General features: G+C 71.5%; 25 protein-coding genes and 2 pseudogenes. 20 read left to right on the forward strand and 7 right to left on the reverse strand.

All coding sequences use genetic code 11. From position 1 onward, the window contains the following. Positions 1 to 30: 30 nt before the first annotated feature. The 8 genes from ACQVFL_RS07605 (at position 31) to ACQVFL_RS07640 (ending at position 8,126) form a co-directional block, all read left to right on the forward strand. Positions 31 to 1,533, forward strand: a complete 1,503-nt coding sequence (locus ACQVFL_RS07605) for a Na+/H+ antiporter subunit D (protein ID WP_396691634.1) — start codon at positions 31 to 33, stop codon at positions 1,531 to 1,533. Beyond that, positions 1,530 to 2,138, forward strand: a complete 609-nt coding sequence (locus ACQVFL_RS07610) for a Na+/H+ antiporter subunit E (protein ID WP_396691633.1) — start codon at positions 1,530 to 1,532, stop codon at positions 2,136 to 2,138. Before ACQVFL_RS07605 ends, ACQVFL_RS07610 begins: the two co-directional genes overlap by 4 nt. Further along, entirely contained in the window at positions 2,135 to 2,398 is a 264-nt protein-coding gene (locus ACQVFL_RS07615; protein ID WP_131053511.1) for a monovalent cation/H+ antiporter complex subunit F, read from the forward strand. Before ACQVFL_RS07610 ends, ACQVFL_RS07615 begins: the two co-directional genes overlap by 4 nt. 116 nt (positions 2,399 to 2,514) lie before the next feature. After that, the gene (gene mnhG / locus ACQVFL_RS07620) at positions 2,515 to 2,844 is read left to right on the forward strand and encodes a monovalent cation/H(+) antiporter subunit G (protein WP_396691895.1); all 330 of its coding nucleotides are present in this window, start codon (positions 2,515 to 2,517) and stop codon (positions 2,842 to 2,844) included. Positions 2,845 to 3,008: 164 nt separating this feature from the next. Then, positions 3,009 to 4,562 carry a M28 family metallopeptidase gene (locus ACQVFL_RS07625; RefSeq protein WP_396691632.1) on the forward strand — a complete coding sequence of 518 codons (1,554 nt, stop codon included), beginning with the start codon at positions 3,009 to 3,011 and terminating at the stop codon, positions 4,560 to 4,562. Positions 4,563 to 4,774: 212 nt separating this feature from the next. After that, the gene (locus ACQVFL_RS07630; RefSeq protein ID WP_396691631.1) at positions 4,775 to 6,124 is read left to right on the forward strand and encodes a hemolysin family protein; all 1,350 of its coding nucleotides are present in this window, start codon (positions 4,775 to 4,777) and stop codon (positions 6,122 to 6,124) included. Beyond that, positions 6,121 to 7,188 carry a hemolysin family protein gene (locus ACQVFL_RS07635; RefSeq protein WP_396691630.1) on the forward strand — a complete coding sequence of 356 codons (1,068 nt, stop codon included), beginning with the start codon at positions 6,121 to 6,123 and terminating at the stop codon, positions 7,186 to 7,188. The genes ACQVFL_RS07630 and ACQVFL_RS07635 overlap by 4 nt, the downstream gene beginning before the upstream one ends. Positions 7,189 to 7,199: 11 nt before the next feature. After that, positions 7,200 to 8,126 (forward strand): sporulation protein, encoded by a 927-nt coding sequence (locus ACQVFL_RS07640; protein ID WP_396691629.1) that lies wholly within the window; start codon positions 7,200 to 7,202, stop codon positions 8,124 to 8,126. Positions 8,127 to 8,256: 130 nt separating this feature from the next. On the opposite strand, the gene leuE is transcribed toward ACQVFL_RS07640, so the two are convergent. Together leuE and ACQVFL_RS07650 are read right to left on the reverse strand one after the other, a co-directional pair. Beyond that, positions 8,257 to 8,919, reverse strand: coding sequence for a leucine efflux protein LeuE (gene leuE / locus ACQVFL_RS07645; RefSeq protein ID WP_396691628.1), 663 nt, complete (start codon positions 8,917 to 8,919; stop codon positions 8,257 to 8,259). Continuing rightward, a complete protein-coding gene (locus ACQVFL_RS07650; protein WP_431729031.1) occupies positions 8,916 to 10,160 on the reverse strand; it encodes a bifunctional pyridoxamine 5'-phosphate oxidase family protein/GNAT family N-acetyltransferase in 1,245 nt (414 codons plus the stop codon). The genes leuE and ACQVFL_RS07650 overlap by 4 nt, the downstream gene beginning before the upstream one ends. A gap of 34 nt (positions 10,161 to 10,194) precedes the next feature. Here ACQVFL_RS07650 and ACQVFL_RS07655 point away from each other — a divergent pair, with 34 nt between their 5' ends. The 10 genes and pseudogenes from ACQVFL_RS07655 to rny all read left to right on the forward strand — a co-directional run bounded on the left by ACQVFL_RS07655 (position 10,195) and on the right by rny (position 19,796). Next, positions 10,195 to 11,535 carry an aminotransferase class I/II-fold pyridoxal phosphate-dependent enzyme gene (locus ACQVFL_RS07655; RefSeq protein ID WP_396691626.1) on the forward strand — a complete coding sequence of 447 codons (1,341 nt, stop codon included), beginning with the start codon at positions 10,195 to 10,197 and terminating at the stop codon, positions 11,533 to 11,535. 19 nt (positions 11,536 to 11,554) lie between these two features. Continuing rightward, the gene (locus tag ACQVFL_RS07660; RefSeq protein ID WP_396691625.1) at positions 11,555 to 11,929 is read left to right on the forward strand and encodes a VOC family protein; all 375 of its coding nucleotides are present in this window, start codon (positions 11,555 to 11,557) and stop codon (positions 11,927 to 11,929) included. Positions 11,930 to 12,012: 83 nt separating this feature from the next. Further along, positions 12,013 to 12,714 (forward strand): UdgX family uracil-DNA binding protein, encoded by a 702-nt coding sequence (locus tag ACQVFL_RS07665; protein ID WP_396691624.1) that lies wholly within the window; start codon positions 12,013 to 12,015, stop codon positions 12,712 to 12,714. A 27-nt stretch (positions 12,715 to 12,741) separates the two neighbouring features. Beyond that, on the forward strand, positions 12,742 to 14,145 hold the full coding sequence (locus ACQVFL_RS07670) for an MFS transporter (RefSeq protein WP_431729032.1): 1,404 nt from the start codon (positions 12,742 to 12,744) through the stop codon (positions 14,143 to 14,145). 5 nt (positions 14,146 to 14,150) lie between these two features. After that, positions 14,151 to 14,351 carry a DUF3046 domain-containing protein gene (locus tag ACQVFL_RS07675; RefSeq protein WP_396691622.1) on the forward strand — a complete coding sequence of 67 codons (201 nt, stop codon included), beginning with the start codon at positions 14,151 to 14,153 and terminating at the stop codon, positions 14,349 to 14,351. A gap of 185 nt (positions 14,352 to 14,536) precedes the next feature. Beyond that, positions 14,537 to 15,388: pseudogene (gene recA, locus ACQVFL_RS07680) on the forward strand (recombinase RecA); the annotation flags it as partial. A gap of 39 nt (positions 15,389 to 15,427) precedes the next feature. Further along, a pseudogene (locus tag ACQVFL_RS07685) lies at positions 15,428 to 16,003 on the forward strand (LAGLIDADG endonuclease); the annotation flags it as partial. A 171-nt stretch (positions 16,004 to 16,174) separates the two neighbouring features. Further along, positions 16,175 to 16,675: a hypothetical protein gene (locus ACQVFL_RS07690; RefSeq protein WP_396691894.1), complete on the forward strand. Its 501-nt coding sequence runs from the start codon at positions 16,175 to 16,177 to the stop codon at positions 16,673 to 16,675. An 8-nt stretch (positions 16,676 to 16,683) separates the two neighbouring features. Beyond that, positions 16,684 to 17,427: a regulatory protein RecX gene (locus tag ACQVFL_RS07695; RefSeq protein ID WP_431729033.1), complete on the forward strand. Its 744-nt coding sequence runs from the start codon at positions 16,684 to 16,686 to the stop codon at positions 17,425 to 17,427. A 602-nt stretch (positions 17,428 to 18,029) separates the two neighbouring features. Then, entirely contained in the window at positions 18,030 to 19,796 is a 1,767-nt protein-coding gene (gene rny, locus ACQVFL_RS07700) for a ribonuclease Y (protein ID WP_431729034.1), read from the forward strand. Positions 19,797 to 19,867: 71 nt separating this feature from the next. Here the strand turns inward: rny and ACQVFL_RS07705 are convergent, their stop codons facing one another. From ACQVFL_RS07705 to ACQVFL_RS07720, 4 genes are all read right to left on the reverse strand, one after another. Next, on the reverse strand, positions 19,868 to 20,860 hold the full coding sequence (locus ACQVFL_RS07705; protein WP_396691618.1) for an amino acid ABC transporter permease: 993 nt from the start codon (positions 20,858 to 20,860) through the stop codon (positions 19,868 to 19,870). Beyond that, positions 20,857 to 21,564, reverse strand: a complete 708-nt coding sequence (locus ACQVFL_RS07710; protein ID WP_396691617.1) for an amino acid ABC transporter permease — start codon at positions 21,562 to 21,564, stop codon at positions 20,857 to 20,859. Before ACQVFL_RS07710 ends, ACQVFL_RS07705 begins: the two co-directional genes overlap by 4 nt. A gap of 23 nt (positions 21,565 to 21,587) precedes the next feature. Next, a complete protein-coding gene (locus tag ACQVFL_RS07715; protein WP_431729035.1) occupies positions 21,588 to 22,463 on the reverse strand; it encodes a glutamate ABC transporter substrate-binding protein in 876 nt (291 codons plus the stop codon). Positions 22,464 to 22,528: 65 nt separating this feature from the next. Further along, positions 22,529 to 23,296 carry an amino acid ABC transporter ATP-binding protein gene (locus tag ACQVFL_RS07720; RefSeq protein ID WP_162854365.1) on the reverse strand — a complete coding sequence of 256 codons (768 nt, stop codon included), beginning with the start codon at positions 23,294 to 23,296 and terminating at the stop codon, positions 22,529 to 22,531. Between the two features lie 170 nt (positions 23,297 to 23,466). On the opposite strand from ACQVFL_RS07720, the gene selD reads away from it, so the two are divergent. Next, a complete protein-coding gene (gene selD / locus ACQVFL_RS07725) occupies positions 23,467 to 24,456 on the forward strand; it encodes a selenide, water dikinase SelD (RefSeq protein WP_396691615.1) in 990 nt (329 codons plus the stop codon). Between the two features lie 249 nt (positions 24,457 to 24,705). Beyond that, the gene (locus ACQVFL_RS07730) at positions 24,706 to 25,185 is read left to right on the forward strand and encodes a hypothetical protein (RefSeq protein WP_396691614.1); all 480 of its coding nucleotides are present in this window, start codon (positions 24,706 to 24,708) and stop codon (positions 25,183 to 25,185) included. Positions 25,186 to 25,403: 218 nt separating this feature from the next. Here ACQVFL_RS07730 and ACQVFL_RS07735 read toward each other — a convergent pair whose 3' ends face one another. Then, on the reverse strand, positions 25,404 to 25,622 hold the full coding sequence (locus ACQVFL_RS07735; RefSeq protein WP_117226614.1) for a DUF2277 family protein: 219 nt from the start codon (positions 25,620 to 25,622) through the stop codon (positions 25,404 to 25,406). Positions 25,623 to 25,665 lie beyond the last annotated feature (43 nt).

The raw sequence follows: 25,665 nt of genomic DNA on the forward strand, positions 1-25,665 counted from the left end.
CCGGTACGCGCCACCGCGCCGGGAGCACCGATGACCGCCCTGGTGCCGTTGCCGGTGCTGCTGCCGTTGCTGGGCGCGGCACTGACCCTGCTGCTGGTGAAGTGGCCGGTGCCGCAGCGCATCGTCAGCGTGTTCTGCCTGGCCGCCACGCTGGTGGTGGCGGTGCTGCTGCTGGTGCACGCCTACCGGCACGGGCCGCTGGTGGTGCAGATCGGCGCCTGGCCGGCTCCGGTGGGCATCGTGCTGGTCGCCGACCAGTTGGCCGCCCTGATGCTGGTGGTCTCCTCGGCGGTGACCCTGTGCGTGCTGCTCTACTCGATCGGCCAGGGCCAGGCGGAGACCGGGGAGTCCGCGCCGCTGGCCATCTTCCACCCCACCTACCTGGTGCTGACCGCCGGCGTGACGAACGCCTTCCTCGCCGGTGACCTGTTCAACCTCTTCGTCGGCTTCGAGATGCTGCTCGCCGCCAGCTTCGTCCTGATCACGCTGAACGGCACCCGGCTGCGCATCCGCACCGGCTCGACGTACGTGGTGGTCAACGTGCTGGCCTCGATGATCTTCCTGATCTCGGTGGGCCTGGTGTACGCGGCCACCGGCACGCTCAACCTGGCCCACCTCGCCGCCCGCTTCGACGGACTGCCCGAGGGCGTACGGCTGAGCCTGCAACTCATGCTGCTGCTGGCCTTCGGCATCAAGGCGGCGGTCTTCCCGTTGTCGGCCTGGCTGCCGGACAGCTACCCGACCGCCCCGGCCCCGGTCACCGCCGTCTTCGCCGGACTGCTCACCAAGGTCGGCGTGTACGCGATCATCCGCACCCAGACCCTGCTGTTCCCCGGCGAGCAGGCCGACCGGGTGCTGATGGTGGTGGCCGGGCTGACCATGCTGGTCGGCATCCTCGGCGCGGTGGCCCAGTCGGACCTGAAACGGCTGTTCTCGTTCACGCTGGTCAGCCACATCGGCTACATGATCTTCGGGGTGGGGCTCAGCACCGTCGCCGGGCTGGTCGGGGCCATCTTCTACGTGGTGCACCACATCACCATCCAGACCACCCTGTTCCTGGTCGCCGGTCTGATCGAACAACGCACCGGCAGCACCGACCTGCGTCGGCTCGGCGGGCTGGCCCGGCTGACGCCCCTGCTCGCCGTGCTCTTCTTCGTCTCGGCGATGAACCTCGCCGGCATCCCGCCGTTCTCCGGGTTCCTCGGCAAGCTCGGGCTGCTCCAGGCGGGGGTGGCCGTCGGTGGCGCGCTGCCCTGGACGCTGGTGGCGGTGGGGACGCTGACCAGCCTGCTCACCCTGTACGTGGCCAGTCGGGTGTGGAACCTGGCCTTCTGGCGTACGCCCTGCCAGACCGTCGAGTCGACCGCACCGCTGCCCGCGCTGACCATCGGGGCCACCATCGCCCTGGTGGTCCTCGGGGTGTCGCTGACCGTGGTGGCGGGTCCGCTGTTCGACGTGACCACCGGCGCCGCCGTCGACCTGCGCGAGCGGACCCCGTACATCCACGCCGTACTGCCGGACGGTCCACCGTGACCCGCACCGACGTCGACGGCGGGTCGGCCGACGGGCCGGGCCGGGACGTACGCGGCCGGGCGGGCCGATGGCGGGACCAGGCCATCGCGGTCGGCTGGCTGGTGCTGGTCTGGAACCTGCTCTGGGGCGAGTTCACCTGGGGCAACCTGCTGGGCGGGATCCTGGTCGGCGCGGCGGTGCTGGTGTTCTTCCCGCTCCCGCCGGTGACCTTCGCCGGGCGGCTGCGGCCCCGGGGACTGTTGGTGTTCGGGGTCCGGTTCGTCGTCGAACTGGTCCGGGCGAGCGTGCACGTCGCCCGGATCGCGGTGCAGCCCGGGTACGTGCCCCGCTCGGCCATCGTGGCGGTCCGGCTACGGGTGCGCACCGACCTCAACCTGGCTCTCACCGCCGAGGCGCTCTCGCTGGTGCCGGGCACGTTGATCGTGGACGTGGAGCGGGAGAGCGCGACGCTCTACGTGCACGTGCTGGACGTACGCCGACGCAGCGACCTCACCGACGCACGCGAGCAGGTACGCGCCGTGGAACAGCGGATCATCGAGGCGGTGGGGTCGACGGCCGAGGTCCGCCGCCTGCGCGCCGACCCGGCCGACAAGGAGTACCCGTGAACACCGTCCTCATCGTCGTACTGGCCGGTCTGCTGTCGGTGACCGCGCTGCTCGCCCTCGCCCGGCTCTATCGTGGGCCGTCGCTGCTGGACCGGGTGATCGCCGCCGACATGCTGCTGGCCACCATGATCGGCGCGGTCGGTGCGGAGGCGGCGATCAACCGGCACGCCACCACGTTGCCGGTGCTGGTGGCGCTCGGCCTGCTCGGCTTCGTCGGCTCGGTGTCGATGGTCCGCTTCGCCGTCCGGGAGAAGCCGTGACGGCCGCGTGGCCGGCCGGCGGGTCGGCCGTGAGCCGGCCGACCGGGTTGTCGATCGTGACCTGGCTCGACGGGGTGTCGCCGGGGGCCGCCGCCGACTGGCTGGACGGGGCCACGCTGGGTGTCGTCGCCGACTGGCTGGGCGCGACCAGCCTGATCGCCGGTGCACTGCTGAGCCTGGCCGCCGCGATCGGGGTGGTGCGCTTCCCGGACGCGCCGACCCGGATGCACGCGGCCACCAAGCCGCAGGTGCTCGGCGTCCTGCTCCTGCTGCTGGGGGTGGGCCTGCGGCTGCGGACCGTCTCCGACCTCGGGATGATCGCGTTGGTCGGGATCTTCCAGTTGGCCACCGCGCCGGTCGCCGCACAGATGATCGGCCGGGCGGCGTACCGCAGCGGGCGGCTGGACCGGCAACTGTTGGAGGCCGACGATCTCGCCGACCGGTGACACGCCGGAATTCGGGCGGAGCGATCAATCCGGCACCTTGCGTCTTGCCCGTCGGGGCGGCGCGCAGCAACCTCTCGCAATGACGGACATCGATCAAGTGGCCGTCCGTCGGCCACCCGTGCACCCACGGTCGGCCGGTGTTCGCCCCCGAACCGGGAGGATCCATGAGACCCCGCACCCTCCGTACCGCCGGGCTCGCCGCGGTCGTCGCCACCGCGACGCTCGCCGCGTCGGCCGTCGCGGGCGCGCCCGTGGCCGGCGCCGCGCCGATCACCGCCGCCGTGGCCGCGCCCGACATCTCCCTGACGAACGTCAAGGGTCACCTCACCCAGTTCCAGTCGATCGCGACCGCCAACGGCGGCAACCGGGCACACGGCCGACCCGGCTACCTCGCCTCGGTCAACTACGTCCGGGCCCAGCTCGACGCGGTCGGCTACACCACCGCCGTCCAGTCGTTCACCTACAACGGTGCCACCGGCTACAACCTGATCGCCGACTGGCCCGGGGGCGACCCGAACGCGGTCGTGATGACCGGAGCGCACCTGGACAGCACCACCACGGGGCCCGGCATCAACGACAACGGCTCCGGCTCGGCCGCGATCCTGGAGGTGGCGCTCGCCGTGGCCCGGACCGGGTTCACCCCCGACCGGCACCTGCGGTTCGCCTGGTGGGGCGCGGAGGAACTGGGGCTGCGTGGCTCGCAGTACTACGTCAACAACCTGCCCACCGCCGAGCGGAGCCGGATCAGGCAGTACCTGAACTTCGACATGGTCGGCTCGCCCAACGCGGGCTACTTCGTCTACGACGGGGACAACTCCGACGGGGTGGGCGCCGGGCCCGGCCCGGCCGGCTCGGCCCAGATCGAGCAGACCATCCAGGCGTACTTCACCTCGATCGGCGTACCGACCCGGGGCACCGACTTCGACGGGCGCAGCGACTACGGCCCGTTCATCAGCGTGGGCATCCCGGCCGGCGGCACCTTCACCGGCGCCGAGGGCACCAAGTCCAGCGCCCAGGCGTCACTCTGGGGCGGCACCGCCGGGCAGGCGTTCGACCCCTGCTACCACCGGGCCTGCGACACGCTCACCAACATCAACGACACCGCGCTGGACCGCAACGCCGACGCCATCGCGTACACCGTCTGGACGCTGGCCCAGGTGGCGACCCCACCGCCCGGCACCACGGTCTACAGCGACACCTTCGAGACCGCCACCGGCTGGACCGTCAACCCGGCCGGTACGGACACCGCCACCGCCGGCCGGTGGGAGCGCGCCGACCCCGCCGCCACCAGTAGCTCCGGTGTCGCCACCCAACTCGGCACCACGGTCAGCGGCAGCTACGACCTGGTCACCGGCCCGCTCGCCGGCAGCAGCGCCGGGGACCACGACCTCGACGGCGGCGTCAGCACCGTCCAGTCCCCGACGATCACGCTGCCGTCCACCGGCACGCTGACGCTGTCGTTCTCCTGGTACCTGGCCCACCTGAACAACTCCAGCAGCGCCGACTACCTGCGGGTGCGCGTGGTCGGCAGCAGCACGGTCACCGCGCTCAGCGCGACCGGTGCGGCCACCAACCGGGCGGCGTCCTGGCAGACCGGCGGCGCGGACGTCTCGGCCCTGCGCGGACAGACCGTCCGGATCGTGATCGACGCCGCCGACGCAAGCACCGCCAGCCTGGTCGAGGCCGCCGTCGACGACGTCCGAATCGTGCAGAGCTGACCGCCGACTGGTAAGGAAGGGTCCCCTGCTAACGCCTCCGGCATAGCAGGGGACCCTTCCTTACCTCAGTGCCTCCACAGGCCGCGAGCCGGGCGTCCCCGCCGGTAGAATGACGGGATGATCGACTCTTCTGCCCAGGAGGGCAGCAGTAGCCAGCCGGGTAAGCCCCGGCATCCACACGACCCGGCGACCCCGGGAGCCCTGAGCCTCCCGTGTTGATCACCGTCGGTCTCGTACTGATCATCGTTCTGACCATCGCGACGGGCTACTTCGTCGCGCAGGAGTTCGGCTACGTCGCCGTCGACCGGGGCAAGCTCAAGCAGAGCGCCGAGGAGGGTGACCAGGCGTCCGCGCGCGCCCTGGAGGTCACCGGCCGGCTGTCGTTCATGCTCTCCGGCGCGCAGCTCGGCATCACCGTCACCACCCTGCTGGTCGGCTATCTCGCCGAGCCCTACCTCGGTGCCGGCCTGGCCGAGCTGCTCGGCGTCTCCGGCGTCTCCACCGCGGTCAGTCTGCCGCTGTCGGTGGCGCTGGCCCTGGTCATCGCGACCGTGGTGCAGATGGTGGTCGGCGAGCTGGCCCCCAAGAACCTGGCCATCGCCCGGCCCGAGCCGGTGGCTCGGGCCCTGGCCCGCTCCACCCTGGTCTACCTGGCCGTCGCCGGACCGGTCATCAAGCTGTTCGACCGGGCCGCGGTACGCCTGCTGCGCCGGGTCGGCATCGAGCCGATCGAGGAGCTGCCCAGCGGCGCCACGCCGGAGGACCTGGAGCAGATCATCGCCGAGTCCCGGCAGGGCGGTCACCTCGACGCCGAGATGTCCGAGCTGCTGGACCGGGGGCTCGACTTCCGGCAACTGACCGCCGGTGAGGCGATGGTGCCCCGGGTCGACGTGCACACCGTCCTGGCCCACGAGCCGATCAGCCGGGTGGTCGAGCTGCTCGACACCGGCCGGTCCCGTTTCCCGGTACGCGGCACCGAGGGCGTCGACGACCTGGTCGGCGTGATCGGCATCGCCGACGTACTCGGGGTGCCCCCGGCGCAACGCGCCACCACCCCGGTCAGTACGGTCGCCGGTCCGCCGCTGCTCGTACCCGAGACGTTGCCGCTGCCGATCGTGCTGGACCGGCTCCGGTCCGGGCACCGGCAGCTCGCCTGCGTGGTCGACGAGTACGGCGGCTTCGCGGGTGTCATCACGCTGGAGGACATCGCCGAGGAACTGGTCGGCCCGATCCGCGACGAGGACGATCCGCCGGAGCGGGCCCCGGCCCGGCAGGAGGACGGTTCGTGGGTGGTGCCGGCACGCTGGCGCATCGACGAGGTCGCCGACAGCACCGGCATCGCCCTGCCCGAGGGCCCCGAGTACGACACCCTCTCCGGCCTGGTGATGCGGGAGCTGGGCCGGGTACCCGAGGTCGGTGACCGGCTGGAGATCAGCCTGCCGGCCGACGGTGAGCACGGGCCGGGGCCGCGTGCCCTGGTCGAGGTGCTCGCGGTGGACCGGCACGTGGCCGACTCGGTCCGGCTCCAACTCTCCGACGGGCCTGCGGAGGTGGGCGCGTGAGCACCGGATTCGCGCTGGTCACCTCGGTGGTCCTGCTGGCGCTCAACGGGTTCTTCGTCGCCGCCGAGTTCGCCCTGGTGGCGAGCAAGCGCTACCGCCTGGAACAGGCGGCGGCCGGTGGCGGTCGGGCGGCGAAGGCCGCCCTCGACGGCGTACGCGAACTGTCGCTCATGCTGGCCGGCGCGCAACTCGGCATCACCCTGTGCACGCTGGGCCTCGGTGCGTTGGCCGAGCCGGCGATCGAACGGCTGGTCGGGCCGCTGCTGCACGCCGTCGGCCTGCCCTACGGCGCCAGCCACGTGATCGCGCTGATCTTCGCGCTCAGCCTGGTCACCTTCCTGCACCTGGTGGTCGGCGAGATGGCCCCGAAGTCCTGGGCGATCACCCACCCGGAGCGGTCCGCGTTGCTGCTGGCCCTGCCGTTCCGGGCCTTCGCCCGGGTCGCCCGGCCGGTGTTGTCGGTGCTCAACGCGGTCGCCAACGCGCTGCTACGGCTGTTCAAGGTCAACCCGCAGGACCAGTTGGCCCAGGTGCACGGCCCGGACGAGTTGCGGATGCTGCTGGAGCAGTCGCACGAGCACGGACTGCTCGGCGCCGCGCAGCACGAGCTGTTGACCAGCATGCTCCAGTTGCAGGCGACCACCGTGGCCCAGGTCATGGAGCCCTTCGACCGGATGGTGACGGTGCGCCGGGAGGACCCGGTGGACCGGATCGAGCAGGTGAGCCGGGACAGCGGCCGGTCCCGGATGGCGGTGCTGGACGCCGCCGGTGACGTCTGCGGCCTGGTGCACGTACGCGAGGCGGTGCGGGCCACCGCCGTCCGGCCGGACGCCCGGGCGGTGGACCTGATGAACGAGGCGATCACCCTGCCCGGCACGGCCACCGTGACCGAGGCGGTGGCCGTGATGCGGGCCCGCCGTTCGCAGCTCGCGTTGGTGCGCAACGGCGGCGGCCCGGCCCGGCCGGTCGGCTTCGTCGCCCTGGAGGACCTGTTGGAGGAGGTCATCGGGGAGTTCGACGACGAGACCGATCCGATCCCACGTGCGGTACGCCGCCTGAGGTAGGAGCGACACGGATGCGGCTGACGGGGGTGTCACCGGAGTCGGGCGGTACGGGCCTGACGGTGCAGACCGCGCTGGCCAATCCGAGCACCCGCCCCGGCCTGCGTCTGCCGGGGCGGGTGAACCTGATCGCCGGTGCGGTCGACGTGCCGGTCCTGCACGTCCGGCTCGGCCTGGTCAGCTCGGTCGAGCCGGACGACCCGGAGGCTCCTCGGCGGCTGGTGCAGTTCCACCAGGCACAGGTGGCCGACGCGCTGGTGCTGCGGGCCAATCGGGCGCGCTCGATCCCGTTCGAGTTCCCGCTGCCGTGGGAGACGCCGGTGACCACGTACGGCGGGGTGCCGCTGCTCAGCCTGCGGATGGGGCTGCGTACCGAGGTGGCGATCGACCCGGCGCTGGACCAGGGCGCCATGGTGCCGGTCTTCGTCCATCCGCTGCCCACCCAGCAGCACGTCCTGGCCGCGTTGGACACGCTCGGGTTCAGCGTGCGTCAGGCGGGTCTGGTCGACGGGCGGCTGCCGGGGGTGGAGCAGACCCTGCCGCTGCACCAGCGGTGGGGTTTCTGGGTGGGGCCGCTCTACGCCGGGCCGATCACCGAGTTGGAGGTGATCTTCGTGGCCAACTCCGCCGGCCTCGAAGTGATCCTCTGGTGCGACCGCCGGCTGGCGCTGGCCGGGATCACCCATACCAGCATCAGCCGGTTCCGGATCTGGCACGTCAACGCCGACCAGCGCGACTGGGTCTCCGTCGTGGACGGCTGGCTGCGCGAGACGATCAACCGGCATGCGGCAGCCGCCGCACAGGCCGACTGGTCGGCCACCATCACCGAGTCCGCCCACGTCAGCCGACCGCCCGACCGGCCGATCGTCCCCGGCTTCGGCCTGGGCGGCACCGCCGGTGGCGCGGGTGTCGGTGGCGGTGGAGGCGGCGACGGCACCTGACGCCCGCCGCAGTACCCCGCGCACCTTCCCGCGTTGCGGCACCTCGCGCCCATCGGTGTAAGGAGGGGTCCCCTGCTATACCTCAGGCGTTAGCAGGGGACCCCTCCTTTCACACAAGCCGCAGCCGCCCTCAACCCTGCGCGAGCTTGAAGCCGAAGCCGAGGAACAGCGCGCCCACCGCGGTGGTCGCCCCCGCCGACAGCCGGCGGCGACGACGGAACTGGGTGGCCAGGAACGTGCCCGCGAAGATCAGCGCGGTCAGGTACAGCAGGCTGGTGACCTGCGCGATCAGCCCGAGCAGCAGGAAGGACAGCGCCGGCCAGGCGTAGGTCGGGTCGACGAACTGGATGAAGAACGAGACGAAGAAGAGGATCGCCTTCGGGTTGAGCAGGCTGATCATCATGGCCTTGCGGAACGGGCTGCGCATCTCCGCCGGCTTCGCGGCGTCGATCAGCCGCGGCGTGCCCGGGTCGTTGCGGTTTCGCCAGCGCCGCCAGGCGCCGCGCAGCATGGTCACCCCGACGTAGCCCAGGTACGCGGCACCCGCGTACTTGATCACGAGGAAGACCGGCGGGTACGCCTTGAGCAGCGACGCCACCCCGGCGGCGGACAGGATCATGAGTACCGCGTCGCCGACCAGCACCCCGCCCGCGGCCCGGTACCCGACGCCCACCCCGCGCCGGGCGGCGGTGGAGAGGACGAAGAGCGAGTTCGGTCCGGGCAGCAGGATGATGGCGACCGTGCCCAGCACGTACGTCCAGATGTCGGTGATCCCCAGCACGCCCGACATCATCCGGCCGCGTCGGCCCTGGAGAGAAGCCTTTCCCGCAGCCTGACCTGTGCGTTCGGCCACTCGTCGGCGGTCATCGAGTACTGCACCGTGTCCCGCCACGAGCCGTCCGGCCGCTGCCGGTGCTTGCGCAGCACGCCCTCCCGGATGGCGCCGAGCCGTGCGATGGCCCGCTGTGAACGCTCGTTGCGGATGTCGGTGTGCCAGACCACCCGGACCGCGCCGAGGTCGTCGAAGGCGCGGCCGAGCAGCAGCAGCTTCGCCTCGGTGTTGATTCCGGTACGCCACCAGGGCCGCCCGAGGTAGGTGTAGCCGATGGCCACCGACCGCCGGTCGTCGTCGATCTCGTAGTACGAGGTGGAGCCGACGACCACCCCGGTGACCGCGCACCGTTGCGCCCACGCGACCCGCTCGCCACGGTGCTGCGCGGCCAGGGCCGTGGCGATCTCGTCGCGCAGCGCCGCCGGGTCGGCCGGCTGGGGGACGCCCAGGTGCCGCCAGACCTCCGGGTCGGTGGTGGCCGCGTACAGCTCGTCGGTGTGCGACAGGTCCAACGGTTCCAGCCGGACGTGCGCGCCGCGCAGCTCGGCCGGCTCGTGCCAGGGCGTGCCGACCGGCCGCAGGTAGGCCGGTACCGGCGCGGTGACCCCGGCGTCGGGCTGTGGCGGTCCGGCGGTCAGCCGCAGCGGTACGACTCCGGCCCAGTGGGGAAGCGTCAGGTCGTCGGGTTCGTCGCGGACGCCGCCGGTGCGCGTACGCACGGACACCTCGCGCAGCGGCAGGGCCAGCAGCGCGGTCTCGGCCAGTTCCCGCCGGTTCGGTGGGCGGCTCTGGGCGGCGCGGCCGGTGCCGGTCTTCTCCATCAGGGCGGTGAAGACCTCGGCACGCAGGTCGGTGTCGGTGACCAGGTGGGCGGTGCCGTGCGCGATCACCGAGCGGTAGTTGGCGCTGTGGTGGAACTGCGACCGGGCGTAGACCAGCCCGTCGAGCAGGGTGACCGCCACGCAGACCGGCAGACCGTCGCCCCGGGCGGCGAGCAGCGGCCGGCTGCCGGTGGAGCCGTGCAGATAGAGCGTGTCGCCGACGCGCACGTGCAGGGTGGGCAGGACGCGGGGCGCACCGTCCACGGTGAAGGCGAGCGCGCAGTGGTACGCCTCGTCGAGCACCGCGTGCGCGGCGTCGCGGTCGTAGCTCATCCGCTCCCGGGAGCGACTGGCGGTGGTGCGGGCGGTCGGCGAGTACATGCTCCCACCTTTGTTCTAGTACAATCTCTTGTTTGTGTCAGCACGCTATCAGGTGACCGGTGCGACGGCCGTCGAGATCTCGGCCAGCATCGAGTCGGGCATCCGCCACGCCGCCCTCGTCCCCGGCGACCCGCTGCCGCCGGTCCGCACGCTCGCCGCCGACCTGGCGGTCAGCCCGGCCACCGTCTCCCGCGCCTACGCCGACCTGCGCCGACGCGGTCTGGTCGCCACCGCCGGCCGACACGGCACCCGGGTGCGCCCCCGCCCGCCGGTGGCCGCCCGCCGCGCCGCGCTGCGCCCACCTCCCGCCCCGGGGCTGCGCGACCTGTCCGCCGGTGAGCCCGACACCCGGCTGCTGCCCCCGCTCGGCCCGCACCTCGCCCGCCTGGCCGAATCCGCCGGTACGCCGGTCGGCTACCCCGACGTCGGCGTGCTGCCCGAGGTGGCCGAGGCCGCCCGGGCGCGACTGGTCGCCGACGGGGTCCCCCCGGCCGAGGTGACCCTCACCGGCGGCGCGCTGGACGGCATCGAGCGCCTGCTCGGCGCGCACCTGCGCCCCGGTGACGCGGTGGCCGTGGAGGACCCGGGCTGGGCCAGCCTGCTCGACCTGATCGCCGCGCTCGGGATGCGGCCGATCGGCGTACCGGTCGACGACGACGGGCCGATGGTGGCCGGGGTGGCCGCCGCGCTCGCCGCCGGAGCGCGGGCGCTGGTGGTGACCAGCCGGGCGCAGAACCCCACCGGCGCGGCCGTCTCCGCCGACCGGGCCGCCGCGCTGCGCGCCCTGCTCGCCGAGTACGCCGACCTGCTGCTGATCGAGGACGACCACGCCGCCGAACTGGCCCGGGTGCCGCTGCACCCGCTGGCCGGCGCGACCGCCAGTTGGGCCTTCCTCCGTTCGGTGAGCAAACCGTTCGGCCCCGACCTGCGGCTGGCCGTGCTGGCCGGGGACGAGACCACGGTGGCCCGGGTGGCCGGACGGGCCCGCGTCGGTGCCGGCTGGGTCTCCACCCTGCTGCAACGCCTGGTGCTCTCGCTCTGGCACGACCCGGCGGTGGCCGCCTCGATCGAGCGGGCCGCCGACAGGTACGAACGACGGCGCACCGGGCTGATCGCCGCACTGGCCGCCCGGGGCCTGCCCGCCCACGGGCGCAGCGGCATCAACGTGTGGCTGCCGGTGGCCGACGAGACCCTCGCCGCGACCGTGCTGCGCGACGCCGGCTGGCTGGCCGCCCCCGGCGCGCTCTACCGCATCGCCGGCCCGCCCGCGCTGCGGATCACCGTCAGCCCGCTGGACGAGGCGGACCTGCCGGCACTGGCCGACGCGCTGGCCCGCGCCGCCCGCCCCGCCCCACCCGCCGGTTTCAGCGCCTGAGCCCTGTTAGGTTCCGGAAATGGAGATCCTCCGACTCGACCACCTCGTCCTCACCGTCGAGTCCGTCGACCGCACCACCGCCTTCTACGCCGACGTGCTCGGCATGCGGGTGGTCCGCAACGGGGACCGGACGGCGCTGCACTTCGGCGACCAGAAGATCAACCTGCACCAGGCCGACCACACCTTCGACCCGAAGGCGGTGGCACCCACCCCCGGCTCCGGTGACCTGTGCCTGGTCAGCGCCGGCTCGATCGACGCCGTCCTGGCCGACCTGACCCGCGCCGGTGTCCCGGTGGAGGTCGGGCCGGTCCGCCGCGACGGTGCGCTGGGCGAGATGACCAGCGTCTACGTACGCGACCCGGACCGGAACCTCGTCGAGATCGCCTGCTACTGAGGCCCACGCCCGGGACCTGCCCGTACGGTCGAACTGCCGGCCTCGTTCGCGTGGCCCGCGCCACACGGGGTAGAACAGTCGACATGTCCGACACCGACACCGCGCCCGGCGCCCAACGGTTCATCCCGCCACAGGCCGACACGCTCGACGACCTGCGCGCCGCCGCGGCCGGCTGCCGGGGCTGCGAGCTGTACCGGGACGCCTCGCAGACCGTCTTCGGTCGGGGCGACGCCCGCGCCCGGGTGGTCTTCGTCGGCGAGCAGCCCGGCGACCTGGAGGACCAGAAGGGACTGCCGTTCGTCGGTCCGGCGGGTCGGCTGCTCCGCAAGGCGGTCGACGACGCGGGGCTGGACCCTCGACATCTGTACATCACGAACGCGGTGAAGCACTTCCGGCATTCTCTACGAGGCAAGCGCCGCATCCACCAGACGCCGGACCGGGTGCACATCACCGCCTGCCGGCCGTGGCTGGTCGCCGAGTTCGCCCGCCTGCACCCGGAGATCGTGGTGGTGCTCGGCGCGACCGCCGCCAAGGCGCTGCTCGGCCCGACGTTCCGGGTCACCCGCCAGCGGGGCGAACTGCTGCCCTGGCCGGCCGCCGCACAGCACCCCGAGGACTTCCAGCGGGTCCCGACGGACAGCGCCGGGCACACCACCGACGCCCCCGCCGCCCGGCTGCTGGCCACCATCCACCCGTCGGCGGTGCTGCGCGCCGACAACCAGGACATCGCCTACGACGGTCTCGTCGCCGACCTGACGGTGGCCGCCCGCGCGCTCACCCGGTGACCGTCCGGCGGTGCCACACTTGCCGCCATGCGGCAGCATCTGCACGAACGCGACCACGACGAGTCCCGGGTGGCCTCACCGGCGCCCGTCGACGTCGTGTCGCTCCAGCGGCGTACCCTGCGCCTGCTCTGCGGCACCCAGGTGCTCGGCGGGATCGGGGTGACCATCGGCTTCGCCGTCGGGGCACTGCTCGTCGCCGAGATCGCCGGCACCGCCGCGGCCGGTCTGGCGCAGAGCGCCGCCGTGGTCGGCGGTGCGCTGTTGGCCGTGCCGATCACCCGGATCATCACCGGGCACGGCCGCCGGCCGGGCCTGGCCGTGGCGTACGGCGTCGGCGCGCTGGGCGGGACGCTGATCGTGGTGGCTGCGGCGACCCGGTGGATCCCGCTGATCTTCCTCGGCATGTTGCTGTTCGGCGGCGGGTCGGCGGCCAACCTCCAGGCCCGCTACGCCGCCGTCGACCTGGCCGCGCCGGCCCGCCGTGCCCGGCACCTGTCCCTGGTCGTCTGGGCCACCACCGTCGGCGCGGTGGCCGCCCCGAACTTCGCCGCGCTGGCCGACCGCGTCACCGGCGGCTGGGGGCTGCCGGCGCTGTCCGGCCCGTTCGCGTTCAGCGCCGCCGCGTTCGTGCTCGCCGCCGGCGTACTCCTGGTGCGGTTGCGGCCCGACCCGCTGCTGACCGCGCGCCGTCTCGCGGCGGCCGTCCCGGACGCCCCCGGTCGCGGGGGGTCCGCGCCGGCCGGTGAGCGACCCGTCCCCGCGCCGCCGCCGGGCGACCCGGTGGCGGCCGAGCCCGTGCCCGTGCCGCCGGCCCGGCGCGGTGCGGGGATGCGCGCCGCCTGGTCGGTGGTACGCACCCGACCGGCCGCCCGACTCGGCGTGGCCGCCGTGGCCGTCGGTCACCTGGTGATGGTGGCCGTGATGGCGATGACCCCGGTGCACCTGCGGGAGTTCCACCCGGTGGACGAGGTGCTGCCGGTGGTGGGGCTGGTGCTGAGCCTGCACATCGCCGGCATGTACGCGCTGGCGCCGGTGGTCGGCTGGCTCGCCGACCGGCTCGGCCGCCGGGCGGTGATCCTCGGCGGTGCCGGCACGCTGCTCGCCGCCTGCGCGGTCGCCGGCACCGCCGGGCATGACACCCCCCGGCTGGTCGTCGGGCTGGTGCTGCTCGGGCTCGGCTGGTCGGCGACCATGGTGGCCGGTTCCACGCTGCTGTCGGAGTCCGTGCCGGACGCGGTACGCCCCAGCGCCCAGGGCCTGTCCGACCTGCTCATGGGGTTGGCCGGTGCGCTGGCCGGCGCGATCAGCGGGTTTGTCGTGCAGGTGTCGGGATATCCCGTGCTGACCCTGCTGGCGGCGGTCGCGGTGGCCCCCCTGCTGGCGCTAGCGTTGCGGCCGGTGCCGGTGGGCGCACCGGACGAGGAGGACTGATCGACGTGCGGCTGACCGACTTCTGGACGCGGCTGGAGGAGGCGTTCGGCCCCGGTTACGCGGCCAGCATCGCCCGTGACCAGGTGCTGGCGCAGCTCGGCGGGCGGACCGTCGAGCAGGCGCTCGCGGCCGGTACGGAGACGCACGTGGTGTGGCGCGCGGTGGTCGCCGCCTATCCGGACCGGGTGCCCGCCCGGCTACGCTGAGCAGCCGATTCGTTACTTCCGCGTGTCCCTTGCCGACTCGTACACCTGTTCGGCTATTGTCCACAGCGGGGCGCTCGTCCACAGATCACGGCCCGTCGGCTGGTTTTCTGTCGGACCCAGCGCCTAGCGTGTCCCGCGTGACGCGAAGCTCAGGAAAGACGCCGGCGAAGGCAGGGGTGGCAACGATGGCGGCAGGGCCGGACCGGGAGAAGGCACTCGACCTTGCTCTCGCTCAGATCGATAAACAGTTCGGCAAGGGCTCGGTGATGCGGCTGGGGGAGCGGCCGGTCATCCAGACCGCGGTGATCCCCACCAGCTCCATCGCCCTCGACGTCGCGCTCGGTGTCGGCGGCCTGCCCCGGGGCCGGGTCGTCGAGATCTACGGCCCGGAGAGCAGCGGTAAGACCACGGTCGCCCTGCACGCGGTGGCCAACGCCCAGCGGGCCGGCGGCATCGCCGCGTTCATCGACGCCGAGCACGCGCTCGACCCGGAGTACGCCAAGGCCCTCGGTGTCGACACCGACGCCCTGCTGGTCTCCCAGCCGGACACCGGCGAGCAGGCGCTGGAGATCGCGGACATGCTGGTCCGCTCCGGCGCCATCGACATCATCGTGATCGACTCGGTCGCCGCGCTGGTGCCGCGCGCCGAGATCGAGGGCGAGATGGGCGACAGCCACGTCGGTCTACAGGCCCGGTTGATGAGCCAGGCGCTGCGGAAGATCACCGGTGTGCTCAACAACACCGGCACCACCGCGATCTTCATCAACCAGCTCCGCGAGAAGATCGGCGTCATGTTCGGGTGCATGTCGTACTCGACCCGGGTCACCCTGGCCGACGGCACCCAGGAGAAGATCGGCAAGATCGTCAACCAGCGGATGGACGTCGAGGTCCTCTCCTACGACCCGGAGACCGACCGGGTCGAGCCGAAGCGGATCGTCAACTGGTTCAACAACGGTCCGGCCGAGCAGTTCCTCCAGTTCACCGTCGCCAAGTCCGGCGGCAACGGGCGGGCGCAGTTCGCCGCTACCGCCAACCACCTGATCCGCACTCCCGGTGGCTGGCGCGAGGCGGGCGAGGTGATCGCCGGTGACCGGGTGATGTTGGCCGAGGCGCGGCGCCTCAGTGAGCAGCAGTGGCAGGTGGTGCTCGGTTCGCTGATGGGCGACGGCGCTCTCTCGCCGAACCGCCGGGACCGCTCCGGTGTCCGTTTCCGCCTCGGTCACGGCGCACAGCAGGTCGACTACCTCGACTGGAAGGTCTCGCTGCTCGACAACATCGGGCACTCCCGCCGCAGCGACTCCCGAGGCGCGGCCTTCGTCGACTTCACGCCGCTGCCGGAGCTGGACGAACTGCGTCGGGCCGTCTACCTGGGTGACGGTAAGAAGCACCTGAGTTGGGACTACCTCAAGGCGCTGACCCCGCTCGCCCTCGCGGTGTGGTACATGGACGACGGCTGCTTCACGGTCCGGTCCACGGGTGCGCAGACGCGCACGGCCGGCGGTTCCGGCCGGATCGAGATCTGCGTCGAGGCGATGGCGGAGGGCAGCCGCGACCGGCTGGTCGAGCACCTGCGTGACGCGTACGGCATGGACGTGAAGCTGGTCTCCCGTGGGGCGCGGCAGACGGCGTCGATCATCTTCACCACCGAGTCGTCGGCGAGGTTCCAGGAGCTGGTCGCTTCGTACGTGCCGGTGGCGATGGAGTCGAAGCTGCTGCCGCGTTTCCGTGGCCGGTACGCCGTCGAGCCGCAGTTCGTCGCGGAGGAGCTCACGCCGGTCCCCGCCCGGGTCATCGACGTCCGGGTCAAGCCCAAGGCCCGCTCCATGAACCGGTTCGACATCGAGGTGGAGGGCAACCACAACTACTTCGTCGACGGGGTCATGGTGCACAACAGCCCCGAGACGACGACGGGTGGTCGGGCGCTGAAGTTCTACGCCTCGGTCCGGCTCGACGTGCGTCGCATCGAGAGCCTCAAGGACGGCACCGACGTGGTCGGTAACCGCACCCGGGTCAAGGTCGTCAAGAACAAGGTGGCCGCGCCGTTCAAGCAGGCCGAGTTCGACATCATGTACGGCAAGGGCATCTCCCGTGAGGGTTCGCTGATCGACGTCGGCGTCGAGCAGGCGATCATCCGTAAGTCCGGCGCCTGGTACACCTACGACGGTGACCAGCTCGGCCAGGGCAAGGAGAAGGCCCGCGAGTTCCTCCGGGAGAACCCGGACGTGGCCGCCGAGATCGAGAAGAAGATCCTGGAGAAGCTCGGTGTCGGGGCCGGCGTGGGCGATGCCGCCGGTGGCCCGGAGCTGCCGCCGGTCGACTTCTGATCTGACTCATGGCTGGACGACGCGGGCGTACGGGGCGGGGCTGGGATGCCAGTCCGCCTCGTACGGCCGATGGCACCCCTCGCCCCCGCCGAGGTCGCCGCGCCGCCGGGTCCGGCCCGGCCGCCGGTCCGCCCGACGACGGGACGGGCTCCGGCACGCCGTCGACCGACGGGGCGGCGGGTGGTCGAAGAGCGGGTCCACCCCGGGACGAGGCCGAGGTGGCACGGGAGATCTGCCTGCGGCAGCTCGCGGTGCGTCCGCGCACCCGTGCCGAGTTGGCCACCGCGCTGGCCCGACGGGGCATCTCCGAGGAGACCGCTGTCGGGGTCCTCGATCGGTACGACGAGGTCGGCATCATCGACGACGCCGCGTTCGCCCGGGCCTGGGTGAGCAGCCGGCACGCCGGCCGAGGGCTGGCCCGTCGGGCGCTCGCCAACGAGCTGCGTCGACGTGGCGTGGACGGTGACACCGCCAGCGAGGCGCTGGACGAGTTGGATGAGACCACCGAGGCGGAGACCGCGCGGGCCCTGGTCGAGCGGAAGCTGCGGACGGCTCGGGGTGAGCCGGATGCGGTGTTCCGGCGGCTGGTCGGCACGTTGGCCCGCAAGGGCTATCCACCGGGCGTGGCGATCCGCGCGGTGAAGGACGCCCTGGCGGCGCAGAGCGCCGAGGCGGCCGAGTTCGCCGAGCACCTCGACGCGGACGCCCTGATCGACGCCGAGGGGGACGCGGCGGGCGGTTCGGGCGACTGACCGGAGGCCGGTCCGTTCACCGGTGGCGTTTGTCCGCTGAAGTCCGACTCTGCGGTGGCGCAGAGTGACTGCACAACTTCTCTCCGTCCGGGTGGTTTGATCATGACTTCTTGACCGGAGGGCGTTGGAGTCCTAGCCTCGCCATAAAGGCTCACATTGCCCGACCGGCGCAGGCTAAGCGCACAACATAGATCTCGTAACAGAACAGCATCACTTTGGCCGGTTCGCCGGCTGCATACGTCGAGCACGGACAGGCCGGTCCGGGTCCGACGGGACAACTGCACCCGGCCCGCCGACGGTCCAGCGACCGGTCGGCGGAGGAAGCCATCCCACGGCCAGGCGCTCCGGTCGGGCGTCCAGAGCCGTAGGAGCGTGCCCACCGGCATGCTGCCTGCGGCGCGACGTTCAGGGGAGGCGCGCCATGTCGAGGCGGTACGGGTCCATCGGGTGGCCGACATGAGCGGGGGGACTGGTGCACCCGCTGCGGGGGGTGCGGAGGCCACCGACGACGGTGAGCAGAGTTCAGGGTCGCCGGGAGAGCACCCGGCGGCGCCGTTGCGCCGCACCGTGACGACCGGTGCCGCAGCCCGGGGAGCCGCCGTATGAGGGGCCTGGACGTGGTGCTCCTGGTCGCCGTCCTGCTGCTGACCGTGGTGGTGCTCGGCGCGGCCTTCCTCGGGCTGCGGGTGCTGCGCGGCATGCAGTCCCGCCCGGCGCCCGAGGACCCCGCGTACATCGCGGAGAAGGACCGTCAGGAGCAGTCGCTGGCGGCGTTGCGGTCCGCCGCCGACGAGGTGAACAGCACCATCGACGTGGCCAAGTCGGCGGCGTCCGCGGCGCGCGCCGAGGCGGCGGGAGCCAAGGCGGAGGCGAAGTCGGCCCGGGCGGAGGCCCGCCGGGTGCTCGACGACGCCCGCGCCGAGGCGGACGCCGTGCTGGAACGGGCACACAAGCAGGCCGAGGCGGACGCCGAACAGTTACGCACGGCGGCCCGGCGCAGCGGTGAGCGGGAGGTGGCGGTGCTCGCCGCGACCACCCGGGAGCAGGCCGCCGAGGTCGAGCGGCGGGCCACCCGGATGGACGAGCGGGAGCGGCTGCACACCGAGGAGGTGGAACGGCTCGCCGAGCGGGAACGTCAGCTCACCGCCGCGAACGCGGCGTTGGCGACGCGGGAGGCGGCGCTGGCCGTCCGGGAGGCGGAGCTGGCCGAGGCGGAGAACCAGCGGCGCCGGGAGTTGGAGCGGGTGGCCGGACTGACCGCCGACGCGGCCCGTACCGAGCTGGTCGAGGCGATCGAGACCCAGGCCAAGCGGGAGGCGGCGCTGCTGGTGCGGGACATCGAGTCCGACGCCCGGTCCACGGCCGAGCAGCGGGCCCGGCACATCGTGGTCGACGCGATCCAACGGGTGGCCAGCGAACAGACCGCGGAGAGCGTGGTCAGTGTGCTGCACCTGCCGGGCGACGAGATGAAGGGCCGGATCATCGGTCGGGAGGGCCGCAACATCCGGGCATTCGAGTCGGTCACCGGCGTCAACCTGATCATCGACGACACCCCTGAGGCGGTGCTGCTGTCCTGCTTCGACCCGGTACGCCGGGAGGTGGGTCGGCTGACGCTGGAGAAGCTGGTGCTCGACGGGCGGATCCATCCGCACCGGATCGAGGAGGTGCACGACCTGGCCCGCCAGGAGGTGGACCAGCTCTGCCGACGGGCCGCCGAGGACGCCCTGGTCGAGGTCGGGATCACCGAGATCCACGACGAGCTGGTCACGCTGCTGGGACGGCTGCGTTACCGCACCTCGTACGGGCAGAACGTGCTCAAGCACCTGGTGGAGACCGCGCACATCGCCGGGGTGATGGCCGCCGAGCTGCGTCTGGACGTGCCGCTGATCAAGCGGGCGGCGTTCCTGCACGACATCGGCAAGGCGCTCACCCACGAGGTGGAGGGCAGCCACGCCATCATCGGCGCCGACGTGGCCCGCAAGTACGGCGAGAGCGAGGACGTGGTGCACGCCATCGAGGCGCACCACAACGAGGTGCCGCCGCAGACCGTCGAGGCGGTGCTCACCCAGGCCTCCGACGCCTGTTCCGGGGGACGGCCGGGGGCCCGGCGGGAGAGCCTGGAGGCGTACGTGAAGCGACTGGAGCGGATCGAGGAGATCGCCGCCGGCAAGCACGGCGTGGAGAAGGTCTTCGCGATGCAGGCGGGCCGGGAGATCCGGGTGATGGTCAAGCCGGACGACGTCGACGACATCGGCGCGGCGGTGCTGGCCCGCGACGTGGCCAAGCAGGTCGAGGAGGAGTTGACCTACCCGGGGCAGATCCGGGTGACGGTGGTCCGCGAGTCCCGGGTCACCGAGATCGCCCGCTGACGCCGATGGCCGGTCGGTGGCTTCTCGCCTCCGACCGGCCATCCGGTTGGGGTGTTGCGTCCTGATCGAGGTCAGGTGGTGGTGCCCGCCACCGCCTCGGTCTCCTGAGGGGTGGCCGATCCCGTCATGGGGGCGGCCTGCGTCGGCTCCGGCTTCTTGATCGTCCGACGGCCCTGGGCGAGGCGCCGCTGGGCGTACTCGGCGAGCTTCGACAGCAGGTAGTTGACGGCGATGTAGATGACACCGACGACGAAGTACACCTGGATCGGGTTGTCCAGCACCTGGATGATGAAGCTGCTCTTCCGGAGCACCTCCTCGTAGCTGATGATGAAGCCGAGCGAGGTGTCCTTGAAGACCACGACGAGCTGGCTGATCAGCGCCGGGAGCATGATCCGGAACGCCTGCGGCAGCAGGATCATCCGGGTCGCCTGGAACGAGGTCAGACCGATCGCGTCGGCCGCCTCGCGCTGGCCGCCGGGCAGGCCCTCCATGCCGGAGCGGAGGATCTCACCGATGACCACACCGTTGTAGATGGTCAGGCCGATCACCAGATACCACAGGATGCTGCCCAGGTCCACGCCGAGCACCGGCAGGCCGCTGGCGCAGAAGAAGATCGTGATGACGACCGGCAGTCCCCGGAACACCTCGACGAAGAACTTGGTCACGCCGTTGAGCACCCAGCTCAGCCCGCGTACGACCAGGGCCACCGGCGGCGCCAGGGTGGTGAAGCGACGGCGCATCAGCGCCTTGAGCTGCACCCGCAGGATGGCGAGCAGGGTACCGAAGATCAGCGAGCTGACGATGGCCAGCGCGGCGGCGATCAGCGTGGCCCGGAAGCCCTGGCCGAGCTGGGTCCACACCTGGCCGAAGACCTCGTTGCTCGGGTCGACCAGCGGTCCCCACTTCTCCATCGCGAACTGCTCACGCTCGTCGAGCGGCCGGTAGATGAGGAAGTAGGCACCGGCGACGGCCGCGACGGCGGCGAGCACACTGGAGATGATGGTGATCCGGCGGGCGCGCGGACCGGGGGCGTCGTAGAGGACGGACATCGTCTGGTTGCTCATCGGGCCACCGCCTGACGGCGCTCGATCCGGTCCAGCATCAGGCCGAGGGGGACCGTGAGGATCAGGTAGCCCAGGCTGATGCCGATGAAGACGGGGATGATCGGCAGGCCACCCACGCTGGTGAGCGCCTGGCCACTGGCGGAGAGGTCTCCGGCGACGCCGAAGAAGCCGGCCAGCGCCGAATTCTTGATCATGGCGATCAGCACGCTGCCGAGCGGCACGATCGCTCCTTTCCATGCCTGGGGCAGGACGACGAAGCGCAGGTTCTGCGTGAAGGTCAGCCCGATGGCCCGAGCCGCCTCGGCCTGGCCGCTCGACACGCCGTTGACGCCGCTGCGGACCGCCTCGGCCACGAACGCGGCCGTGTAGACGCTCAGCGCGATGAACGCGAACCGGAAGTACGGGAGGTCGGTGCCCATACGCTGGAAGACCGCGTCGAGCCCCGGGATCCGGAGGAAGTCGGCGTTGGACCCGAGTGCCGGGAGACCGAACGCCGCGAAGAACATGACAATCGTCAGTGGACAGTTGCGCAGCACCGTGACATACGCTCCGCCGAGCCACCGCAGTGGCGGCACCGGCGAGATCCGCATGACGGCCACGAGGACGCCGAGGATCAACGCCCCCGTGGCCGACAGGATGCAGAGCTGAAGAGTGACAAAGAATCCACTGCGAAAGACGTCGAAATTGTCGACGAGGACGTTCACGAAATCACCCTTCAGCTAAGGGATCAGTAGCGGTCGACGGTCGGGATCTTCGGGTCGGTCGAGTCGACCTTGCCCGCGGTGTCCTTCCAGGCCTTCAGGTAACGGCCGTCGGCGAAGGACGCCTCCAGGGTGTCGTTCAGGAAGGTGCGGAAGTCGTTGTCGCCCTTCTTGAGGCCGATGCCGTACGGCTCCTCGGTGAAGGGCTCACCGGCGAGCTTGAACTGGCCCTCGTTCTGCGACATGTAGCCGGTCAGGATCACGTTGTCCGTGGTGATCGCGTCCACCTGGCCGCCCTTGAGGGCGTCGAGGCACTTGGTGTACACGTCGAAGACGACGAGCTGCTCGGCGACGTTGCTCAGGTACGGCTCGATGTTCTTGGCCGGGGTCGAACCCTGCACCGAGCAGATCTTCTTGGTGGTGGTCTTGAACGAGTCGGGGCCGGTGATCTCGTTCTCGTCGGCCCGGACCAGGATCGTCTGGCCGGCGATGTAGTACGGCCCGGCGAAGTCGATCCGCTCCTTGCGGGTGTCGTTGATCGTGTAGGTCGCGATCACCAGGTCGACCGCCGACTCCTCGATCCGCTGCTCGCGAACCGCGGACGGGGTCTCGACCCACTCGATCTTGCTCTCCGGGATGCCCAGCTCGGCGGCGATGACCTTGCCGATCTCGACGTCGAAGCCCTGCGGGGCGCCGTCGAGGCCCTTGAGGCCGAACAGCGGCTGGTCGAACTTGGTGCCGATCTTGATGGACTGTGCCTTGTTGAGGCGCTCCATCGTGCTGCCGGCGGCGAAGTCCTTGGTCTCGCCGGCGGCGTCGTCGGCGTCGTCACCGCCACAGGCGGTCATGCCGAGGGCGAGGGTGGCTGCCGCGGCAAACGCCGCTATGCGCTTAATACGCATTTTTCATCTCCTTCTGCGACAAAGCTCCGCCGCCGGGGGGACGGCGTGCTCCTATTCGGTCGGAACTAGTGAGTGAGGATCTTGGAGAGGAAGTCCTTGGCCCGGTCGGTCTTCGGGCTGGCGAAGAACTCGTTCGGGGTGGACTCCTCGACCAGCTTTCCGTCGGCCATGAAGATGACCCGGTTGGCGGCGTGCCGGGCGAAGCCCATCTCGTGGGTCACCACGACCATGGTCATGCCGTCCCGGGCCAGCGAGGTCATCACCTCCAGCACCTCGCCGACCATCTCCGGGTCGAGTGCGCTGGTGGGCTCGTCGAAGAGCATCGCCTTGGGCTGCATGGCCAGCGCCCGGGCGATCGCCACGCGCTGCTGCTGACCGCCGGAGAGCTGGGCCGGGTACTTGTCGGCCTGGTTGGCGATGCCCACCCGGTCGAGCAGGGCCAGACCCCGCTCGCGGGCCGCCGCCGGCTTCTCCTTGCGCACCTTGACCGGGCCAAGGGTGACGTTCTCAAGGATCGTCTTGTGCGCGAAGAGGTTGAAGGACTGGAACACCATCCCGACCTCGCTGCGCAGCTTCGCCAGGGCCTTGCCCTCGGCCGGCAGCGTCTGGCCGTCGAACGTGATGGTGCCGGAGTTGATCGGCTCAAGTCGGTTGATCGTGCGGCACAGGGTCGACTTGCCGGAGCCGGACGGGCCGATCACTACGACCACCTCACCCCGGTTCACCGACACCGAGACGTCGTCCAGTACATGCAACGGCCCGAACCACTTGTTGACCGAGTCCAGCACGATGAGCGGTTCGCCCGTCGTCACGTCGTCCACCGTCCCCCTCATTGCTTTGAGGGCCGGATGACCCTCGGTTAGCGGCCACTGTAGGCGGGGCGACATGTCGGTAGACAACTCAGTTGGTCACGGAGCGGTAACACCGACCCGGATCCTGACCTGAAGTCCGAGTTTGCCGGTCAGCGATGGTGCTCACGCGCAGTGACGGAGATCATGGGCTGATGACTGAACGGACACGGCTGACGAGGTACGCCCGCGGCGGCGGATGCGCCTGCAAGATCCCACCCGGCGAGCTGGAGGAGATGGTGGCCGGGCTCGGTCCCGCCGCCGGCGCGGCCGACCTGCTGGTCGGGCTCGATCACGGGGACGACGCGGCAGTGGTCCGGCTGGACGAGCGGACCGGCGTGGTGACCACCGCCGACTTCTTCACGCCGGTGGTGGACGACGCGTACGACTGGGGTCGGATCGCCGCCACCAACGCGCTCTCCGACGTGTACGCGATGGGCGGCACCCCGTTGGTGGCGCTGAACCTGCTCTGCTGGCCCCGTGACGTACTGCCGCTGGAGTTGGCGCGCGAGGTGCTGCGCGGCGGCCGGGACGTGGCCCGGGAGGCCGAGTGTCACCTGGCCGGCGGCCACAGCGTCGACGACGACGGCCCCAAGTACGGGTTGGCCGTCACCGGTCTGGTCCGGCCGGAGGAACTGATCACCCTCGACGGCGGGCGGGCCGGGCTGCCGCTCTCGCTGACCAAACCGCTCGGCGTCGGCGTGCTCAACACCCGGCACAAGAACACCGGGGAGAGCTTCCCCGAGGCGGTCGCCGCGATGACCACCCTCAACCGGGAGGCGGCTCGGGCGGCGGTGGCGGCCGGTGTGCGCTGCGGCACCGACGTGACCGGATTCGGTCTGCTCGGCCACGCGTCGAAACTGGCCCGGGCCAGTGAACTGACCGTGGTGATCGACGTCGCCCGGGTGCCCTATCTGACCGGCGCCGTCGAGGCGGTGCGGGACGGGTACGTCAGCGGTGGCTCCCGCCGAAACCTCGAATGGGTCACCCCGTGGACCGACTTCGGCGCCGTCGGTGAGGCCGAGCGACTGCTGTTGGCCGACGCGCAGACCTCGGGTGGCCTGCTGGTGGCCGGTGAGGTGCCGGGTGCTCCGGTGATCGGCGAACTGCGGCCCCGCAGCGAACACCGCATCGTGCTGCGCTGACCCGCGTCGTGGCCCTGCTGGAGGCGGCCGGCGCGCGGGACGATGCCTCGGCGAGCCGCTGCGTGGGAGCGCGGACCATACCCGATAAACTGTCACCTTCCCGCTACCCGCAGCGATGTGGCGTCGGGAAATTTTGCCCAGAATGGTCACAGACCGGTAACTTGCCCCCGGCTTGGGGCAAATGCCCCCCACCATCGTCAGTAAGGCCCGATCCGGAGGCCGGTGGAACGAGCACAGCGAGGAGGCGGCGTGACCGAGCTGTGGAACTGGAGAATCGACCAGGTACGACCGGTGGAGGTCTACCCGGCACTGGCCGAGGCACTCGGTCGGGTGGTGATGCCCCTGGCCGTGGCCGATCCGGCCCGTCTGCCAACGTACGCGGTGATCTGCGACGTGTGGCAGGCACCGGGGGAGTTCGCCACGATCGTGGACTGTTACGGCGTACCCGACGGGTTGCCCGAGCTGCCCAGCGTCGCGGCGCTGGCCCGGCTGCTCGACCGCAACTGCCTGCTGCGCGACGACACGCTCGACGAGACCCGGCACCTGCTGGTCGCACCCGACGGAAGTATCCGCCCGGTGCACTTCGACGTGCGGGAGACCGACGACGGTGAGGTGCTCAGCGAGCGTCGCCTCTGCACCGAGGCCGACGCGCGCTGTCGGGGCTGGTCCCGGTGCCGGGGGTCGCGGTGGACCCCGGACTCGGTGAACCCCGCCCTAGCCGCCGCCTGAGGTGCAAGGAAGGGCCCCCTGTTAACGCCTCGTGCAGAGCACGGGCACCCTCTTAACGCGGTACGCCTCCAGCCGGCTCACAGCGGTACGCCGCCTGCCGGTTCGGCGACGGGACGAGCCGCGGACGCGAGGTTGCGGGTTAACAGGGGGCCCTTGCTCTACCGCAGGCGTTAGTAAGGTGCCCTTCCTTTCACCACGGCCGGCCACGAGGTGCGGCGTCAGCTCGGGCGGGCACCACGGACCACGAGTTCGTCGAGCAGGGTGCGGGTGGCGGCGGCGACCGCGGCCACCGCGGCGTCGAACGCGGCGGCGTTGTGCGCCGCCGGGGCCCGGAATCCGGAGATCTTCCGGACGTACTGCAACGCCGCTGCCTCCACGTCCGCGTCGGTGACCTGTGGGGTGTACGGCTCACGCAGGGTCTTGATGCTCCGGCACACGGCTCCTCCTCGTTCCGACCGTTCCACGGGTCCGGCTACGCTT

This window comes from Verrucosispora sp. TAA-831, assembly GCF_050780145.1.
GTDB lineage: Bacteria > Actinomycetota > Actinomycetes > Mycobacteriales > Micromonosporaceae > Micromonospora.

Excerpts from the sequence above, each read along its gene's own strand:
- ACQVFL_RS07605 (WP_396691634.1), top strand. The coding sequence starts at position 31 with ATGACCGCCCTGGTGCCGTTGCCGGTGCTGCTGCCGTTGCTGGGCGCG.
- ACQVFL_RS07625 (WP_396691632.1), top strand. The coding sequence starts at position 3,009 with ATGAGACCCCGCACCCTCCGTACCGCCGGGCTCGCCGCGGTCGTCGCC.
- ACQVFL_RS07640 (WP_396691629.1), top strand. The coding sequence starts at position 7,200 with ATGCGGCTGACGGGGGTGTCACCGGAGTCGGGCGGTACGGGCCTGACG.
- leuE (WP_396691628.1), bottom strand. The coding sequence starts at position 8,919 with ATGATGTCGGGCGTGCTGGGGATCACCGACATCTGGACGTACGTGCTG.
- ACQVFL_RS07650 (WP_431729031.1), bottom strand. The coding sequence starts at position 10,160 with ATGTACTCGCCGACCGCCCGCACCACCGCCAGTCGCTCCCGGGAGCGG.
- ACQVFL_RS07660 (WP_396691625.1), top strand. The coding sequence starts at position 11,555 with ATGGAGATCCTCCGACTCGACCACCTCGTCCTCACCGTCGAGTCCGTC.
- ACQVFL_RS07665 (WP_396691624.1), top strand. The coding sequence starts at position 12,013 with ATGTCCGACACCGACACCGCGCCCGGCGCCCAACGGTTCATCCCGCCA.
- ACQVFL_RS07670 (WP_431729032.1), top strand. The coding sequence starts at position 12,742 with ATGCGGCAGCATCTGCACGAACGCGACCACGACGAGTCCCGGGTGGCC.
- ACQVFL_RS07690 (WP_396691894.1), top strand. The coding sequence starts at position 16,175 with ATGAACCGGTTCGACATCGAGGTGGAGGGCAACCACAACTACTTCGTC.
- ACQVFL_RS07695 (WP_431729033.1), top strand. The coding sequence starts at position 16,684 with ATGGCTGGACGACGCGGGCGTACGGGGCGGGGCTGGGATGCCAGTCCG.
- rny (WP_431729034.1), top strand. The coding sequence starts at position 18,030 with ATGAGGGGCCTGGACGTGGTGCTCCTGGTCGCCGTCCTGCTGCTGACC.
- ACQVFL_RS07705 (WP_396691618.1), bottom strand. The coding sequence starts at position 20,860 with ATGAGCAACCAGACGATGTCCGTCCTCTACGACGCCCCCGGTCCGCGC.
- ACQVFL_RS07715 (WP_431729035.1), bottom strand. The coding sequence starts at position 22,463 with ATGCGTATTAAGCGCATAGCGGCGTTTGCCGCGGCAGCCACCCTCGCC.
- ACQVFL_RS07720 (WP_162854365.1), bottom strand. The coding sequence starts at position 23,296 with ATGAGGGGGACGGTGGACGACGTGACGACGGGCGAACCGCTCATCGTG.
- selD (WP_396691615.1), top strand. The coding sequence starts at position 23,467 with ATGACTGAACGGACACGGCTGACGAGGTACGCCCGCGGCGGCGGATGC.